The 18,214-nt window shown below is 41.0% G+C and carries 11 protein-coding genes and 2 tRNA genes; 4 read left to right on the top strand and 9 right to left on the bottom strand.

Going from position 1 to position 18,214, the window contains the following annotated elements; all coding sequences use genetic code 11:
• The first annotated feature begins 19 nt into the window (after window positions 1-19).
• Complete coding sequence (locus tag K1F36_RS13715) at window positions 20-283, top strand: hypothetical protein (protein WP_220114331.1); 264 nt, start codon at window positions 20-22, stop codon at window positions 281-283.
• A 343-nt stretch (window positions 284-626) separates the two neighbouring features.
• Here the strand turns inward: K1F36_RS13715 and K1F36_RS13710 are convergent, their stop codons facing one another.
• Window positions 627-4,988: an NACHT domain-containing protein gene (locus K1F36_RS13710; protein WP_220114330.1), complete on the bottom strand. Its 4,362-nt coding sequence runs from the start codon at window positions 4,986-4,988 to the stop codon at window positions 627-629.
• A gap of 527 nt (window positions 4,989-5,515) precedes the next feature.
• On the opposite strand from K1F36_RS13710, the gene K1F36_RS13705 reads away from it, so the two are divergent.
• On the top strand, window positions 5,516-6,331 hold the full coding sequence (locus tag K1F36_RS13705; RefSeq protein WP_220114329.1) for a hypothetical protein: 816 nt from the start codon (window positions 5,516-5,518) through the stop codon (window positions 6,329-6,331).
• Window positions 6,332-6,515: 184 nt separating this feature from the next.
• Here the strand turns inward: K1F36_RS13705 and mobB are convergent, their stop codons facing one another.
• The 6 genes from mobB to K1F36_RS13675 form a co-directional block, all read right to left on the bottom strand.
• The gene (mobB, locus tag K1F36_RS13700; protein ID WP_220114328.1) at window positions 6,516-7,538 is read right to left on the bottom strand and encodes a MobB family relaxase; all 1,023 of its coding nucleotides are present in this window, start codon (window positions 7,536-7,538) and stop codon (window positions 6,516-6,518) included.
• Between the two features lie 5 nt (window positions 7,539-7,543).
• Window positions 7,544-8,128: a BfmA/BtgA family mobilization protein gene (locus tag K1F36_RS13695; RefSeq protein WP_220114327.1), complete on the bottom strand. Its 585-nt coding sequence runs from the start codon at window positions 8,126-8,128 to the stop codon at window positions 7,544-7,546.
• Between the two features lie 261 nt (window positions 8,129-8,389).
• Window positions 8,390-9,631 carry a site-specific integrase gene (locus K1F36_RS13690; protein ID WP_220114326.1) on the bottom strand — a complete coding sequence of 414 codons (1,242 nt, stop codon included), beginning with the start codon at window positions 9,629-9,631 and terminating at the stop codon, window positions 8,390-8,392.
• 218 nt (window positions 9,632-9,849) lie between these two features.
• Window positions 9,850-9,924 (bottom strand) — tRNA-Pro (locus K1F36_RS13685).
• A gap of 16 nt (window positions 9,925-9,940) precedes the next feature.
• Window positions 9,941-10,024, bottom strand: a tRNA-Ser gene (locus K1F36_RS13680).
• Window positions 10,025-10,136: 112 nt separating this feature from the next.
• Window positions 10,137-12,173: an HD family phosphohydrolase gene (locus tag K1F36_RS13675; protein ID WP_220114325.1), complete on the bottom strand. Its 2,037-nt coding sequence runs from the start codon at window positions 12,171-12,173 to the stop codon at window positions 10,137-10,139.
• Between the two features lie 114 nt (window positions 12,174-12,287).
• Here K1F36_RS13675 and K1F36_RS13670 point away from each other — a divergent pair, with 114 nt between their 5' ends.
• On the top strand, window positions 12,288-13,463 hold the full coding sequence (locus K1F36_RS13670) for an acetyl-CoA C-acyltransferase (RefSeq protein ID WP_220114324.1): 1,176 nt from the start codon (window positions 12,288-12,290) through the stop codon (window positions 13,461-13,463).
• Window positions 13,464-13,483: 20 nt separating this feature from the next.
• Entirely contained in the window at window positions 13,484-14,236 is a 753-nt protein-coding gene (locus K1F36_RS13665; RefSeq protein WP_220114323.1) for a C40 family peptidase, read from the top strand.
• A 50-nt stretch (window positions 14,237-14,286) separates the two neighbouring features.
• On the opposite strand, the gene K1F36_RS13660 is transcribed toward K1F36_RS13665, so the two are convergent.
• Window positions 14,287-15,549, bottom strand: coding sequence for a tetratricopeptide repeat protein (locus K1F36_RS13660; protein ID WP_220114322.1), 1,263 nt, complete (start codon window positions 15,547-15,549; stop codon window positions 14,287-14,289).
• 52 nt (window positions 15,550-15,601) lie between these two features.
• On the bottom strand, window positions 15,602-18,130 hold the full coding sequence (gyrA, locus tag K1F36_RS13655) for a DNA gyrase subunit A (protein WP_207036794.1): 2,529 nt from the start codon (window positions 18,128-18,130) through the stop codon (window positions 15,602-15,604).
• Window positions 18,131-18,214: the final 84 nt, after the last annotated feature.

Genomic DNA, 18,214 nt, shown 5'->3' with positions numbered 1-18,214 from the left:
AGGGTTAACAAATACGCCCATGACAAAAAAAGATGATAATAAAGACCCTGCACTGGTTTCCATAGGTTCAATGTTCGAGACGGGAAAAATTCGAAAGATGTACACACTTGCAGAATTATATCCGACCCGAATTGCGAAATCCCTTGGCATAAATTATGGCAGGTATATGGTCAAGCTGAACCATCCCGACAAGTTCACTATGGGAGAAATAGTTAGACTTGCAGACTTACTAGATATAGAACCTGAAATGATTACCAAGGTTATATATGCAGAGTTGAAGTAAAAATTGAAACTAGCTCAGGAGTAACATTTTTTCCTGACTATTCCTTTAGAGGTATTTCAAAAGCTCAATAAACGATGAAACTCCATCCAATATTCAAATCTAGAACTGAAAATTTTAGATTAAACACAGATTTAGCAGTTTTAAAAAAGCATTTGAATGACGAAAGCAAAAAGTTTCATTTCATATGGCTATCGTAAAACAGTTTCATTATAAGTCTGAATTTCTCGGTCGGGACCAATTTAATCTTTGACACTAACTACCCAAGTACTAAAAGTGATATTATTTATTACGGGGATTTATTCGAAAATATAACATAGGCTAAAAAAGACAAAGAATTTGATTATTAGTCCTTATGATTACTGAATCTTTCATCCCAAAATTTGTGGCTTTTAAATTCTTTATTTTCTTGCCATATGAAATACTTTTTAACTCGCTGGGCATAAAAGTCCTTGTCTAATTTTTCATTAAATGGGTTCTGTCTCGAAAAAAATTGGGAAAACCACAATATTTGAAGCCCTTTGGCCTCCAATGCTTTTCGCAACATGTCCCATTTAACAACAAGCAACTCCTGTCGGTCTTTGAATGAGCCCTCTGAAACCTCGGAGATGGACCCGACAACTGTATTGGTGGTATCCAAAAATTTATCGTCTTTATAATCACTGATTCCTAAAAGGGCTCTTACTTTTTTTGCTGGGATAAAAACCTCCTTTTCTCCCTGGGTATCATTTTTAGTGACACTGGTTCGCGTAAAGAAGAAGGAAATTTCGTCAGTTATCCAAATTTCATTTTGGCTTTCCCCAATCCAGTCCATCCATACGATATCCGTTGGATTGGCATATACATAGGTGTCTGCCGAAGCTTGGTAGTTGTCACTGCCTCCCAGCCAATATCTACCGCCAGGTTGGTTGATAACAATGTCCTTGAGTACTTCAAAATTCCTTTTTTCTATTATACAAGCCTGAGTCTTCAAGGAAGTAATAAGTGTTTCCGACCTATTGTTCAACTCTGTCCACCCGTAGAGACTTACGGCTAATTCGTTTTTATTTAAGAATTCAAAATCTTTAAAAAAAAGCCACTTTTTGAAATCCAGATCGGGATCCTTTAGAACAGCTTTTTCTATATCTTCCCGAAAGCTATCAGATGGGACTATTTCTTTTACAAGGGACTCCTTGATTCGCCAAATGCTATTCCGTTTTTCTAGTTGATGGTTTATGGTTTCCTCATCCATAACATTTTCAACCGGATTGTGAATCGGTGTAAGCAAGTTATAGTTGGCAATCCAGTCCCTTTCCACACTATAAGAACGTTCCGCATAGGGCAAGTAATCCGATAGGTACCCCTGCAGATAATGAACCGCCAACCAAGTATATTTTTCCTCATAGGTATAAATCTTGCTTTTTGATCCATGAGAGGCATCAGTGAACCAACTGCCCTTAGTTCTGGTCAGCCCCAGCCCTTTAATATAATGAAGTGCTGCAGACATGGTCCAGGATCGCGGATATATCTCCTTATTCCCATAATTCTTCCGGTATTGGTCAAGAAATTGGTGTTCTAGCCTGATACTTTTATTCTCGGCCTCGTTCTTAGCCTCGTGACCCGTCAAAAAATTTTGATAGCCCTTTTCAATAACATACCATGCCAGGTCATGGACAATTGGATAATATTCTCGTTGGGCCTTGCGAAAATAGTCCGTATCCAATTTCAAAAGCCTAAAATCCTCCATGGGCCTTGGTCTGGCTAGGGCCACTTTTTCCTCGGAAATTAAACCAAACCGGAATGCCCTTTCCACTATGGACCTAAAACCTTGGCGGACGATAACATTTCGATGTACGCTACGATGTTCAAATATGGTGGACAGAGCCCATCCGGACAGTTCTTGGAGACCATCGAAGTCCTTCAGCCTGCTGGCAATTCCCAATGTAATGGAGGCCAAATCTTCTTGGACTTGGGGGTCGTTGCAATTAAAAATTTTAGTGAGAAGTAGCTTGTACTCCCTAGGGTTTAGGATACCCCATTGGGTTAGGGCGGAAGAAATACCCTCCCGTAATTCCCTGTCTATGGTAGAAAGCCCCCAAGCAAGGATCAAAGGGAACCCTTCATGTGTAGCATCATCGGATACCCTAGCCCTATCAAGGATATTGTCGGTCAAAAGTTTCCTTAGAGTATAGTTGGCCCTATAAAGATAACGTTCAGACTCACTAAAATCGTTCATTTCCTCATTGTCTAGATCCGACCAGAGTTTATCCCTTTCAAAGACCGTGGACTGCCCCATCAAGATTTCGTGCAACCAATTGGCATTAAAAAATTTGCCATTGCCTTTTGAGGAAGGGATGATCAGTTTTTTAATTACTTTAAAACGGATTTCGTAATTTTTGAAAAAGAGACCCCTAACAAATGAATCATATTTTACGGCCAAAGATTCGGGTGCTCTTAGCAATGCCTCAAATTGCAAATCCAGAACTTGGTCCTGGGAAAGCCCATCTACTAAGAAATCTTCCTCACCAATGAGTTTTTCCTGTTCATTGAAGATCCGTGAAACTAGATTTTGAATTATTTGCCTGTTTGGGGCAATTGATTTTCTCCTAAAATCCTTAATGGGCTCCTGGTGTTTTGGAAGGGCAAGGGGCCTAAAAAGTATATCCGGAAGTTTATCCTCACTCTCCACTTTTATGTTTTCATAGATTTCCTCGCTGATCAGTATCTCGATAATGGATTGGTACGTGATGCTGTAATTTGTTACTTTTTTTTCTAGAATACCTGTCTTTTCCAACTGTTCATATTTTGTCAAGACACCATTGTTAACTAAGAACTGTATAAGGCTCGCAGCTGTTTCAGGGGTGAAAAAGGCAGCTTCGTCTTGACTAAGCAGTTGGACCAACTCCTGATGCGTTATGCTTCCACTTTCATAGAATGCTTTGGATAATATGGACAAACCGTCCGTCACAGGGTTTTCAATTATGGTCATACCCGTTCCGACGTTCTTGGTGAACTCCGCATTTAAACGCGCCACTTTCAGGTTCAGTAGCTTTTGAACGGTTGTCTCGACCTTCCCGAGATTATCTAGGTTTTGACCCTCATATTCCTCGCAAAACAGCCTCAGGGCAAAAAGACTAGTAAGCCCCTGTATTGGGTGTGATAGTTTTCCGGTAATCCGATATTGTTCAAAATACGCGCCGATGACCTCGTATATCTGAACGTCACCATCACCCTCCAGGTGCACCTCTTCCGATAATGAATCGATACCCTTGGAATTGTCGTAAAAATAATGTCGTGCGGTAAATACAAATTTGATTCTCGGATATCGTAGGGTGATTTCCTTGGTTTCCGCTATTCGGTCATACCATTCCTCTTTCTTTTCAACGGCTTCCTCAAGTCCATCAATACAGATGAGTGCAACCGTTTTGGAATAATCGGTTTCTACACCATAATCTAGGGCCATGGCCTTTTGTATGTCCTTTTTGATTGCTAGGGCCTCCAATGCCGAAAAAAGCTCGTTCTTGTTCCATCCCCTAACATCCATAGCCTTCTCCAAAAGACTGGTCCAATTACCACTATTGGCGGTTTTGGCTCTGATCAAGATTGCTGGGTAATCATTGTCAATTGCCAGTTCAACAACATTGGCCAAACCTTGGGTCTTTCCAGTTCCGGGGCCACCAAAGATAAACTTTCTTGAGACGTTCAATAAATCCCCAATATCCATGAAAAAACCCATGGGGCGTATCCGAAGGAGGTCCTGTACTAGCCCTTTTAGGTCATAGACCGTATTTTTTTCAATGCCAATGGGCTTGAAGTCATCGAGATAATTGGCCAAAATAGAAATGCCTTCCGGTTCCTGACAATCCGAAATTACCCGGTAATTCATATTGGAAGCTACAATTTCCCTTATCAGATCGGAAGCGACCACATTTGTTTTGGCCAAATACGCTTCCACTTCCTTTATGGCTGGCAATAGACTTTTTTCGGAAACCGAATCGCTAAAACTTTCCAGCAACTTAGCCGTTTTTTGGATTTTTGTCTGTACATCCCTGACTCTGGAAATAAGTGCCACACGGTACTTCTTGGAAAAAATCAGTTGACCCACTTGTTCATGGATGACACCTCTTGTATGCAGGGCAGGAACATAACGTTCCTTAAGCCAATTATTGGTTTTCTGAAACCTGAATTGCTCCGTTAACAACGAAAAGTCTATGGTTTCCTTATCAAACCAATAGCGGTGGATACCTTCGTTGGCCGCTAGTTGTAATTCTCTTAGAATTCCATCTGTAGTCCACCAGGTCAGTTTTAGGTCGTTGTAAAGCTCTTTTATATCAGACACGAGTTTGTTTACCCTATCCTCTTCTGTATTTTTGGGAATCTTACCCTCTTTCCCTCTTTTTTTTGAAGCAAAATTTCTTGGGACACAAATGATATATTCCGAAATATTTGGCCTTATCTCCAATGCTGTGGTAATGGATTTCTTAATTTGATTGATCTGGGAAGTCTGCATCGCGGTAGGGAACCATTTGGACTGTACTGCCACAATACCTCCGACATGGAGTTCACCATAGGCTTCAATACCTCCGTCTCCCCCAGCTCCATTAATTACCCTAAACCTCGCGAGGTCTTTTTTATAATTTCTGTGCATAAACCTTTCAAAAAGTTGATTGCACAGTGTCTCGAAAGCTATTTCGGGACTATCTCCATAAGTTTTGAAGTTATTCCACATGTTTAGTCCATTGGAGCATTTTGAAAAATAGGCTTTCTAAAATAATAAATTAGTTGAGCTTTAACATATTGCTTTTGATACTTTTCTTATTTAAAAATAGTAATACGAAGGATTTCTTAAGAAATCGAATGCGTATTTTTCGAAGGTTTCCGTGGATATCGGAATGGTGTAGAAAACAAGCTATGAAAATCGTTTGCTCTTTTCCTATTCGCCAATTCAAATAATTAGGGAGTCATAAATGACTAGTTAGTTTATATTTATTTTAGATATTAACGGAGATAGGCATGATATGCTAAACACTCAAATGCCTAAGAATCATAAATTAATATCTTAAATTAATCCTAACGAATAGATATCTTTAAAGAGCAACACTTAACAAGATACTTTTTAACTAACATTAATAAGTTAAAAAAAACAATAGAAAATCAACCCTCCAAATTCTATTAAAAATCAAGAATTTCATCTCAATATCACTGCTTTTTACCACGTTGTTTCTGTCATGTAATGATTCTGGAAAAGAACAAAACTTGACAAAGGAACAGATAAAGGAAGTCCATCAATTTGTTGGGAACTTGAACGATGCTCTTAAAAATTTTGAATTCGATTTCATTAAAAATGCTTGGAACCATACCCTGTTCAAACAGAGAATCGGAAAATTGGGCAATATAGGTCACGGGGTATTTAACCATGTTTATGAAACTACGGTAAAGGGAAATGTTGAAAACCACAATTTGGACTTGATCAACAGGGTCAAACATTCAGGTGCTACTTTGATGCATATCAAAACCAATATCATAGATACCTATGCAGAAATAACTTATATCCTTATCGAGGATGGATATTACCATTTAACGAGGTACAGAGTTGATTTCCATCGAGGGAAACCATATCTGACCGACATATATAGCTATAAAGATGATCAATGGTTCAGTAAAAGCATGCGGGATGTTGTGCTATTGAACACAAAATACACAGCCTTCTCCCCAAAACGTCATGAAGCCAATAGGGCACTGGTGAACTACCGCAGTGCAATAAACAGTGGCGATTTTGAACTAGCACTGCTCTCTCTTGAACAAATACCGCCAAGCCTACAGATTACCAATGAATTTAAGATTGCCAAAATCAATACGGCCGCAAATATCAGTGATTCACTTTTGCTGAAAACCATTGAAGAAGTTGACGATCCACAAAACGGGAACAATATTTACGTGGATTACTTAATGGCATTATACTTAAATGACTCACTTTATCAAGATGATGTGAACGTAAGGATGCGTATGGAAATTGGGATTTCAAAACCTTTGTTAGATTCTCTAAATACAGAGGGCCTAATATGGAACTAGATTCAGTAGAAATCAATGCAATAATTAGAATCTAAATAAATGGCGAACGGAACGCAGTGAAGTGCTGCAAGCGTCCCAAATCCTTACCCCAACTTTTGCGCATGGATCCTGTCGGGTTTTTGTAGTGTTCCGGTAGATAAGCGTATTGCAAAAACCCGATAGGGCGCAACCTACCTTTTTCATTTCAGTAGCCCATGTCCTCACCAGCTCCCCTTGCCTTATCTATTCCCCTACCTAGAGCTTTGATGATCTTGGCTGCCATTTGCACTTTATTGGTCGGGATACTAGGAGCCTTTACCCCCATTGTTTTAAGTAATTTAAAGGCCATGTCCTTTTCCTTGGTGGGCAGTCCCATGACCTTGGCAAAGAACTTCCCAGGTTCCTTGGCATGGGCCTTTCTCCCAACATAGGATTCCACATAGTTCCTCTTGAACCCTGTTGTCCTGTCAAAGGTCTTTTCCGCAGCTTGGTAAAAGCTGTCCCTATCAAATCCTCTCTTGACCATCTTTCCGTTCAGTTCCACTTCGGATGCTTTGTGCTTTGCCATTGGGGAAAGTGTATAGGTGTTCGTTACGTCCTTTCTACTGACTATGATATGAATATGGGTCTGAGGTCCCTCTTTCTGCATTCCTGCGGCCACCAATTGTCCATTCTGTTTGTGCGGGGCCAATCTTGTTTGTTCTTTGATCCTCTTTTCAAGCTCATTGACATTCCCAATTGATTCGCCCCGTTCCACTTTCCGTATCTCGTTCCTGAGCCTTGCTATCTCACCTCTGTAGGGAGCGTTCTCCTGAACCTGCCTGTCAAAGCCCCGATAGGTGCGTTCATGCTCTATCTTGGCGTAATATTTCAGGTTCTCGGCCTTGACCTCTTGGTTCCTATGGAAACTCTTGGCATAGTCCTCCATCAGCTTCCTTGTGTATTCCCTTAACAGGTTCTGGTCATTGCCGATGGCCTTCAGTTCCCTTTGGTTGGGGCTGACCACTATGGAATAGAATTTCGGGTCTTTCTGCCTTAATTTGGCCGTATTGGCATCTATTTCATCGATGACCGTTTGAGGGCTTACGCTGTCGTTCTCTTGGTCAAAGAATTCCTCCCTTTGTTCGGGCAACCTATCTTGGTTCTCCTTTTCCAGATAGTCCACATAGTTCCCTACACTGGAGTTGTAGGTACTGCCCATTTTCTGAGCTGAGATGGTAAGGTACATGGTTGTTATTTTAATTGATGTTTCAGGCTTTCAAAATCCCCGATACCCATATTGATTTTCAGATAGGGCTTTCCCATCATTGGTTCTACCTTCTCCACATTTTGGAGCATTTCATTGCAGTGCTCTTTATAATCTTTGAATTCTTTTAGAATTCTGTCGTGCTCTGTTTTTGGAACGGAATTTCTAGGCTCCAAAAAATCTATTCGTTCTTCCTGTATCTGGATAGGTTCAGGCTTGGGTTTCCTCCCATCTTTTACATAGGCCTCATAAAGAATGAGTACCATTTCATAGGTGGGCCGGATACTCGTCTTTTCCATGTTCTTGATAATGGCGATGAGCCTATCGAATTTTTTCATCATCTGACGCTCCATCTTTTTGATACTGTCAAGGATAATCTTTGTTCCCTCTCCAAAAGGATCAAGGTTGTTCTCTTTGAAGTATTGTATCATTCCATCCAAAACATCGCTATGGGATTTGTTGAACTTTTTGGAATAACTGCGAAAGCGTGTGGCCGTTTCTTTCTTAAAAGTGATATTTGAATAACCACCTGTCCCTTTCTTTGTTTTACCGTTTATAGAATGCTTTTCCATAGGTGAGATTTGGTTTTTAGTGAAATTGCGTCAATTTTTGCGTCAAAAATTTCCAGTGTTTATAGGGCTTCCCAAAGGGTTTACTGTAGATTCCGGAAAAGTCTACTGTAACCCCTGATTTTGCACAGAATTCCAAAATCTGTTCAATCAACTGGTTTTCAACTTGTTGAAGACCCGAAAACAACCGTGATGGCGCAAATTGCGCATCACCCTCTTGCTATTCCTACGTCCCGCAAGCGGGACCGAAGAAATACATCCTTATCATCCTTCGGCTGCTTTTTTGGTCTGCATATGATTTATCAGATTTTGCATGTCCTCTCCTATCTTATGTTCCAATACTCTGGCATAGATTTGGGTAGTGGTCAGTTTTGTATGGCCCAGCATTTTGGAAACGGTTTCTATCGGTACTCCATTGGATAGGGTTACCGTTGTGGCAAAAGTGTGCCTGGCAGTATGGAAAGAAATATTCTTATAGATTCCACAGGCTTTTGTAATCTCCTTTAAATAACTGTTGGTCTTTTGGTTGCTCAATACAGGTAGCAACTTTCCGTGTACCAATCTTTCATTGCAGTTTTTATATTTATCCAAGATTTGTTTTGCTTTGGGGAGTAAGGGAACCTTGACCGCTTCATCAGTTTTTTCCCTTTTCGTATGAATCCAAAGGTTCCCATCTATACCGAACCGCATATGATCAATATCCAGTGCCTTTACATCTCCATAGGCCAATCCTGTATAACATGAAAAAAGAAAGGTGTCCTTGACCCTCTCATACCCCCTTCCTGAAAATGTTGTTTCCTCAATGAGCCTGAGTTCCCTTTCGGTCAAAAAAGAGCGTTCACTCTTCTTATAATGCTTTTTATAGTTTACAAACGGGTCTTTGTCCAACCATTCCAACCTAACGGCAAGGTTTACCATTTTCCTTAACCGCTCCAAATGTTTCATTGCCCCATTATTGGTACACTTCTTTCCCTTTTGCAGATCAGGCCCATTTATCAAATAGTTCTCAAAATCAGTAATGAACTTATAGTTCAATCGCTTTAAGTTGATGTCTTGAATTTTGCGGGTATGCTCCAAAAACCTTTTGAGATATTTTTCTGTACCATAATAGTTTTTCATGGTTCCCGGACGAAGCTTACTCTTTTGTGATTCGTAATGATACTTGATAAGCTCCATAAGGGTCTTGTGCTCTTCATCCTGTCCCAGATAACGGGCTTTGATTGCTTGTGAGGTTATAATCTTGTCCTCACGTAACAACTGTTTATGGGTATCCATGATCTCGCCATACACCTCATCCAGATAGCTGTTCAACAAACGGGCCTTGTGGGTAAGTCCATGTAGCCTTCCCTTATTTTCATCCCATTCATTCACCGAAACATAACGTTTCAAACTTATCTCGGCACGTTTTCCATTGACGGTGATACGGGCATAAATGGTCAATTTTTCAGGGTTGTTGGAAATGTCCCTAGTGAAGATTAGAACCTTTAAAGTGTTGGAATTGCGCATAATACATAATTTTTGGGTTTGACAAAACTGGTTTTGCAAAACACCCATAAACAGCGTCAAACTGAAGCTAAATTATGCACAAGAAACGTACCGAACCATTCACCGAACTCTACACCTTTTATATGGTTTTATTTGATATCAGATGAATGCATAAAAAACAAAAAGCACTGTCAATCAGTCGATTAACAGTGCTTTAATACCACCTATTTAGTGGTTCGTCGGGGTGGCAGGATTCGAACCTGCGACCTCCTGCTCCCAAAGCAGGCGCGATAACCGGGCTACGCTACACCCCGAAAATTTTGGAAAAAGCGGAGAGACTGGGACTCGAACCCAGGCAGCACTTACGCGCTGACAGATTAGCAATCTGCTCCGTTACCACTCCGGCACCTCTCCTATTATGTTCTATGAACGTGCACCCTAAAAATGCGGATGCAAATGTACCTTTTCAGATGTAAGATCGCAACTATTTTTTCACTTTTTTAATGGAACTTTTATAATACCCCTGCTATTCAGGATATTCCACACGCAAATGATAAATATTTGTAAGCTTTTGTTTGAGTACTTTCTTTACCATCTCAATCTCCTTTAGGGTAATATTGGCGTTCAAGTATTGATTGGCCTGCATCTGACCTTTTACGATTTTCTCCACAAACTCGTCAATAATGGTAAATGTAGGATTCTTCAAACTTTTTGATGCTGCCTCAACGGCATCGGACATCATTAATATAGCTGTTTCCTTGGAAAAAGGTATGGGACCCGGATACTCAAAATCACTCCTATCCACATCCTGTTCCAACTCTTGTTGTTTTTTATAGAAATAGTAGACCAATGTTGTTCCATGGTGGGTTCTGATAAAATCTATCACCCTGTCGGGCAGCTTATTTTTTCTTGCAATCTCTATTCCATTGATCACGTGGTCAATAATGATCTTGGCACTTTCTTTCGGAGGAAGGTCATCATGTGGGTTAACATTAGTGATTTGATTCTCCGTAAAGTAAGTAGGTCGCTCCATTTTACCGATATCATGATAAAGTGCACCTACCCTTACCAGCATGGCATTTGCCCCTATTTCGTTGGCAGCTGCCTCCGCTAGGTTTGCAACTTGCAAAGAATGATGAAAAGTTCCGGGCGCCTTGTCCGAAAGCTCTTTAAGCAATTTGGAGTTGGTGTCAGAAAGCTCCAATAAGGACACGTCGGACACAAGTCCAAAAATTTTCTCGAACATGTATATCAATGGTTGTGCAAAAAGTGTCAACAACCCATTTAGAACAAACACACCGAATAATATCCATTCAATGTTGTCCATATTGCCTTCATGTATCGCATGGAAAGCGAAATAACCAACAATATATATCAAGGTTATCTGACCTACGGAAATAAACAGGTTCGCCCTCTTATAAAGCTCAGAGGCAGTTAATATGGTAACTATACCCGTTATTATCTGCAAAAAGATGTACTCAAAACTATTGGGCACTATAAAACCAAGGATAAGTACCGTTAGTACGTGTACAAAAAGGCCTAATCTAGCATCAAAAAAGTTTTTTAAGATCAATGGTAGGATGCACAACGGAACCATATAAATAAAATCCTCATAATGCTTGACCATCAACGTTGTGGCGACAACCATTAATAAGATGTTGAAGAAAATGAATGTTACCTTGTTGTTGTTCTGAAAGATCTCGTTCCTGTAACGTTTTAAAAACAAAAACAACATAATCAACACCAAAGCCACCAAAATGGTGTATCCCAATAAAATGAAATAGTAATTGCTACCCATCCACAGATCGGACTCATATTCATCCTTAAGGGAATTAAGGATTTTAAAGTCATCATTCTCTACAATCTCACCTTTGGAAATAATCAATTGACCCTGATCGACCTCTCCTCGTGTGTAGGATACTTTAGAAAGTTCTTCGTTCAAGGCACTTTCCGTAAGCGTGTCATCATAAAAAAGATTTGCCTTGAGACTGCTCCTCAGTATAGGTTGAACACGTTCCGCCCCATCTACCCCCACGTTCGAAAAAAGCTCGGTCACCTTCTTTTTTGCCTGTTCAAGGCTCAAGTAATCACTTGGAGAAATGGGCTGTACTTCATTGCTCTTGACCACCACGGTAGATTTTGATTGTGGCAGGTTTTGAAAAATACCGCGAAGATATATTTCATCAATAACTTCTTCAGAAGCGTTTCTCAGGGATTGTCGTTCCGAAGTGGTGTAGTTTCCCGATTGAAGAAGTGCATTTAATTCTTCCCGTACTTCTTGCTTTACATCAGAAATCAAGGACGCATTGTAGGTATAATAATCTGTTTTGTTGGCTCTAATGGAAGACTGCTCCTCCTGTATTTCTTCTTGGGTCTTTTGTATGGAAAAATCTATTGGGGCATAAAGGTTTTCATATTGCCAAGGTTTTCCTTTCTGGAACTCATACTTAAACTTGCCTCCTTTTGGAAAGAAAAAAACAATGAGTGCCACCGATACTACATACAGGAAATACTTGTAGACCAGTGATTGATGTTTATATACATTATCCAAAGTTTTTCCCATTCCGTAAAACTGTTAGCTTCAAAAATAGAAAATTAATATATAAGAAGTGAGTTGCCCCAGCTCTTATCCGTTTGCATTTAAATTTAGTATTTTCGCAGGAGTAAAAATGCACATATGAAAAAAGTAGTAATCGTTTCCGCAGCAAGAACCCCAATAGGAAGTTTTATGGGAGCTTTGTCCTCTGTGCCCGCACCCAAATTAGGTGCCGTTGCCATTAAGGGGGCATTGGATAAAATAGGCCTTAAACCTGAACTTGTAGAAGAAGTTTTGATGGGCAACGTGGTACAAGCTGGTGCTGGACAGGCACCCGCCAGACAGGCTGCAATATTTGCCGGAATACCCAATACCGTGCCCTGTACCACAGTGAACAAAGTATGTTCTTCCGGAATGAAAACGATTATGCAAGGGGCACAATCCATCGCCTTGGGCGAAAACTCGATTGTTGTTGCCGGAGGCATGGAAAACATGAGCCTTATTCCCCATTACGCCTACATGAGAAGCGGAACCAAGTTCGGCCCCGCAACTTTGGTGGATGGTATGCAGAAAGACGGCCTAGTAGATGCTTATGACCAAAATGCCATGGGAGTTTGCGCCGATGCATGTGCAACCGAATATAAATTTAGCAGGGAAGACCAGGATGCCTATGCAATCCAATCTTACAAAAGATCTGCAGAAGCATGGAAAAGTGGAAAATTTGATAATGAAGTTGTTCCTGTAGAAGTACCTCAGCGAAGAGGCGAACCCATAATCGTTAGCGAAGACGAAGAATATAAAAATGTTAAGCTGGAAAAGGTAGCGTCATTGCGTCCCGCATTTTCAAAAGATGGCACGGTAACCGCTGCAAATGCCTCGACCATTAATGATGGTGCTGCCGCAGTTATCTTAATGAGCGAGGAGAAAGCCAAAGAACTTGGTTTGACACCATTGGCGACCATTAAAGGGTATGCCGATGCCGCACATGAGCCAGAATGGTTCACGACCGCTCCGGCAAAAGCGCTTCCAAAAGCGTTGGACCGCGCAGGGGTATCCATCGAGGATATTGATTATTTTGAGTTCAACGAAGCGTTTTCGGTAGTGGGTCTGGCCAATATGAAAATCCTTGGCCTTAATGATTCAAATGTAAACGTTAACGGTGGCGCAGTTTCCTTGGGGCATCCCCTGGGCTGCTCAGGAGCAAGAATCACCATCACCCTCTTGAATATATTGGAGCAAAACAATGCCAAATTGGGAGCTGCTGCTATTTGTAATGGCGGTGGTGGAGCATCATCCATTGTTTTGGAAAGAAATTAGTGATTCAATCTGTACAGTAAATGCAATATGGAATTTGTCCTCTAAGTATTGTTCCCATTAGAACAAATCCGGACGATTGTGCCGAAATGTCTTCCCAGTTATTATACGGGGAGCATTTTAAAGTTTTGGAGAGTAGGAAAAAATGGAGCAAGATCAGGTCGGCTTATGACAAATTTGAAGGTTGGATTCCCAATAACCAATTTCGATTTATCACCGAGGAGGTCTATGACCAAATAGGTAATCAGGTTCCACAAAAGATATCCTCTGACATTATTTCACACATCTGCACTAACGATGGCATGCTATTGCCCATCCTTTTGGGCTCTATGATAAATTCTTCTGCCCTGCTCAACCATACTTTTGAAGGAAATGTATGCATGGATAAAAATCCAAAGGAAAGCTTGGTGGATATCGCTGTCATGTACCTTAAAGCACCATATTTAGCGGGAGGAAAAACTCCGTTCGGAATCGACTGTTCCGGCTTTACACAAATGGTATATAAAATAAATGGCCATATGTTGGAACGTACGGCGGAAGGTCAGTCCAAGCAAGGAGAAGCGTTGAGTTTTATTGAAGAAAGCGAACCTGGCGACTTGGCTTTTTTTGATGATAACGAGGGTGTTATAGACCATGTCGGCATCATTCTAAAGGATAATTACATCATCCATGTAAACGGTCACGTGCGTATTGACAGAATAGACCATACGGGCATTTTCAATTCCGAAGAAAAACTGTACACCCATCAATTACGGGTCATCAAAAAAGTGATATAAAAAAAGCCCCGAATTATCGGGGCTAATTTTTTTATAGGAAGCGAAAGTGATTACTCTCCCAAAAGCTTTTTGATTCTCATGAAGTTTTCATTGTCTCCCAAAGCTCCATAAATATTTTTCAACTGGGTCAAGATGCTTTCGTTATCCGGGTTTGATTGCAAAGCATCTTCCAATACAGCAGCTCCTTCTTTGAACAAGCTATCTTTTTTCTCCTTAAGCTCATCGTACTTGGCGATATCGGCTTTGGAGGTTCCCAATGCGTTCATTTCATCAATAAGACCATTACCTTCGTTCACATAGGTAGTAGAAAGGTTCAATAGTGCATTGATATAACCTGGATCAATGGCCAACGCTTTCTTGTACGCATCCCTTGCATCTTGCAAGTTTCCTTGTTCCATATTGATCACACCGATATTGTACAGTAAATCGGCATTGTCGGGAGCCATAGCAGAGGCTTGCCCCATCAATTCTTTGAATTTGTCCTTATCCCCGATGGCATAGTATAAGTTAGCTTCACCCAATACCAAGTTTACATCTTCTGGATTTTCAGCTCGTGCATCTGCGTAAGCTTCAATAGCTTTTTCGTTCTCTCCCATTTGTTGGTAGATCAAAGCGATGTTCTTAACGATCTCAGGTTTTTTGGATGGGCTAACTTCCTCTTTAGGATCTTTGTGCGTACCTGCTTTTACATAAAGGTCACGGGTTGCCTTGTCCATGGTTTCAGTTTCACCGGACTCAACGTTTACAGCAGTATATGTTGTAGACTCACCATTGTAACCCAAATCTTTAAGCTCTTTGTAATATTTCAAGGCTTCTTCATAATTCTGACCGTTTACAGCACTACTGGCTGCATAATATAGATACACGGTATCTTTAGGGCTTAGTTTGTAGCCCATATACAATTTCTCAGCTGCGTCGCCGAACTTTTTGTTGTTGTTGTCCTCAACTGCAGAGTTAACCAAATCAGCCGTCATTTGGCTCATTTTTTCTTGGGCCACTGAAGTGTATTTGGATTTTCCGTCCGCTTCTTCTATTTCAACTACTTTGTTGTATGCATCAACGGCTTCTTGAAAGGCTGATACTTCTCCTTTCTTAGCTAGTTCATAGTTTGCATTTCCCAAAAGGGCATAATACTCGGCCTGATCTTTCTCCTTGGCCGAACCGATTGTGGAAGATGCACTTACCAAAGCAGCTTTTGCAGCTGCAGCATCACCATCTTTAAGAGCTTTTTCTGCCGTCTTCATCTCATCCTTCTGGGCAAATCCTATTGCAGACACCCCTACGGCCAATAGCATTAATATTCTTGTTCTCATGTTTAAAATTGAAATTATTTAGTGTTTATCGATTATTACTTAATATACTGATTTATTCTTTTTCGTCCGTAGTATCATCAATAGCCGTGCCATCTTCCCCTTTGACCTCGATATCCAAGATATCATCTTCGTCCACTGGGTCATCCTCTTTCATCACTTTTGCAACGGCAGCTATTGAATCACTATCCTTAAGGTTGATCAGGCGAACCCCTTGAGTGGCTCTTCCCATAACCCTAAGATTTTCAACTCCCATTCGGATGGCGATTCCAGACTTGTTGATAATCATTAAATCATCGGTATCGGTAACGTTCTTGATAGCTACAAGACCTCCTGTTTTCTCGGTGATGGAAATGGTTTTGACACCCTTTCCTCCCCTATTGGTTATCCTGTAATCTTCAATATTGGAACGTTTACCATACCCTCTTTCAGATACTACAAGAATGTTGTCTTCAAAATTATGAACGGAAACCATGCCTACGACCTCATCATTGTCATCGGCCAAGGTTACACCTCTAACACCAGAAGCGTTTCTTCCCATCGGTCTTGTCTTGGATTCTTCAAAACGAATGGCTTTACCAGATTTGAGCCCAAGGAATATTTGACTGGTTCCTGTGGTCAACTTAGCCTCTAAAAGCTCATCCCCGTCTTTTACGGTAATCGCATTGATACCATTTTGACGTGGTCTGGAATATTGTTCCAAGGAAGTTTTCTTTACCGTTCCCTTTTTGGTTGCCATAATAACATAGTGACTGTTCACATAGTCTTCATCCTTAAGGTCTTGGGTACAGATAAAGGCCTTGACCTTATCATCCTGTTCTATATTGATCAGGTTTTGGATAGCCCTACCTTTGGATGTTCTGCTTCCTTCGGGTATTTCAAAAACACGCATCCAGAAACATTTTCCATTTTGGGTGAAGAACAGCATGTATTGATGGTTGGTACCCACAAACAGGTGTTCCAAGAAATCCTCATTTCGGGTAGAAGATGCTTTTTGACCGACTCCTCCCCTGTTCTGCGTCTTGTACTCGGTAAGCGATGTTCTTTTGATATAGCCGGCATGCGAAATGGTAATCACCACTTGTTCATCCGGAATCATATCCTCGATGCTCAAATCACCGCCCGCGTAGTTGATTTCGGACCTTCTATCGTCACCGTACTTCTCCTTTACTTCAAGAAGCTCATCTTTGATGATTTGCATTCTACGCTCCTTCTTTTCAAGAATATCCTTTAAATCTTCGATAGTCTTCAAAAGTTCCGCATGCTCTTCACGCAATTTGTCCTGCTCCAGTCCGGTAAGCTGACGCAAACGCATTTCAACAATTGCCTTGGCCTGAACCTCGGTCAATTTGAAGCGCTCCATCAATTTATTACGCGCTTCCTCAACATTGGAAGAACCTCTAATAATGGCAATTACCTCATCGATATTGTCAGAAGCAATGATGAGTCCTTCCAAGATATGGGCACGGTCCTCAGCTTTTTTTAGCTCGAACCTGGTTCTTCGAACCACGACCTCATGCCTGTGCTCCACAAAATGGTGGATAATATCCTTAAGGTTCAACAATTCCGGCCTGCCATTGACAAGCGCAATATTATTGACACTAAAAGAGGATTGAAGTGCGGTGTACTTGTACAACATGTTAAGTACAATGTTCGGAATTGCATCTCGCTTCAAAATATAAACGATACGCATCCCGTTTCTATCGGACTCATCCCTAATAGTAGATATACCTTCTATCTTCTTTTCGTTGACAAGGTCGGCAGTCTTCTTGATCATATCCGCCTTGTTCACTTGGTAAGGAATTTCGGTAACAACAATACTTTCCTTCCCCTGGACCTCTTCAATAGTGGCCTTGGCACGCATCACAACACGGCCGCGTCCTGTATGAAAAGCTTCTTTTACGCCATCATAACCATAAATGATTCCACCCGTAGGGAAATCAGGTGCCTTAATATGCGTTATAAGCTCATCTATTTCAATATCATGGTTGTCAATATAGGCTACGGTACCATCCACAACCTCACATAGGTTATGCGGAGGCATATTGGTAGCCATACCCACAGCAATACCAGAGGCTCCGTTCACCAATAAATTGGGGATACGGGTCGGCAATACGGTAGGTTCCTGAATGGTATCATCAAAATTGAGTTGATGGTCCACCGTATCCTTATCGATATCGGCCAACATCTCCTCTGCGATCTTGCGCATTTTGGCCTCGGTATAACGCATGGCCGCCGGGCTATCACCATCCACAGAACCAAAGTTACCTTGACCATCCACCAGCATGTACCTAAGGCTCCACTCCTGGGCCATACGCACCATGGTATCATATACGGAAGAATCACCATGTGGGTGATACTTACCCAAAACCTCACCCACGATACGGGCGGACTTTTTATGCGAACTATTGGACCTGACACCCAAATCGTGCATTCCGTAGAGCACTCTACGGTGAACAGGCTTTAAACCATCACGAACATCTGGCAGGGCACGTGACACAATGACCGACATTGAATAATCAATGTAGGCAGATTTCATCTCATCCTCAATATTAATGGGAATTAACTTTTCTCCTTCCGCCATGCTTATTTATTATAGATTTTTTGTGGTTAAATTATCATGGCAATATACAGAAAATAGCAGCCTTTATAACCCTTTGCGAATACT

Source organism: Flagellimonas abyssi, from assembly GCF_019457905.1.
Lineage (GTDB): Bacteria > Bacteroidota > Bacteroidia > Flavobacteriales > Flavobacteriaceae > Flagellimonas > Flagellimonas abyssi.
Note: the sequence above shows the minus strand (reverse complement) of the source record. Positions and strands in the feature narration are given on the sequence as shown.

What these genes read in the sequence shown, in the direction of transcription:
- K1F36_RS13710 (WP_220114330.1), bottom strand. Translation starts at nt 4,988, where the DNA reads ATGTGGAATAACTTCAAAACTTATGGAGATAGTCCCGAAATAGCTTTC.
- K1F36_RS13690 (WP_220114326.1), bottom strand. Translation starts at nt 9,631, where the DNA reads ATGCGCAATTCCAACACTTTAAAGGTTCTAATCTTCACTAGGGACATT.
- gyrA (WP_207036794.1), bottom strand. Translation starts at nt 18,130, where the DNA reads ATGGCGGAAGGAGAAAAGTTAATTCCCATTAATATTGAGGATGAGATG.
- K1F36_RS13695 (WP_220114327.1), bottom strand. Translation starts at nt 8,128, where the DNA reads ATGGAAAAGCATTCTATAAACGGTAAAACAAAGAAAGGGACAGGTGGT.
- K1F36_RS13665 (WP_220114323.1), top strand. Translation starts at nt 13,484, where the DNA reads ATGCAATATGGAATTTGTCCTCTAAGTATTGTTCCCATTAGAACAAAT.
- K1F36_RS13660 (WP_220114322.1), bottom strand. Translation starts at nt 15,549, where the DNA reads ATGAGAACAAGAATATTAATGCTATTGGCCGTAGGGGTGTCTGCAATA.
- K1F36_RS13715 (WP_220114331.1), top strand. Translation starts at nt 20, where the DNA reads ATGACAAAAAAAGATGATAATAAAGACCCTGCACTGGTTTCCATAGGT.
- mobB (WP_220114328.1), bottom strand. Translation starts at nt 7,538, where the DNA reads ATGTACCTTACCATCTCAGCTCAGAAAATGGGCAGTACCTACAACTCC.
- K1F36_RS13670 (WP_220114324.1), top strand. Translation starts at nt 12,288, where the DNA reads ATGAAAAAAGTAGTAATCGTTTCCGCAGCAAGAACCCCAATAGGAAGT.
- K1F36_RS13675 (WP_220114325.1), bottom strand. Translation starts at nt 12,173, where the DNA reads ATGGGAAAAACTTTGGATAATGTATATAAACATCAATCACTGGTCTAC.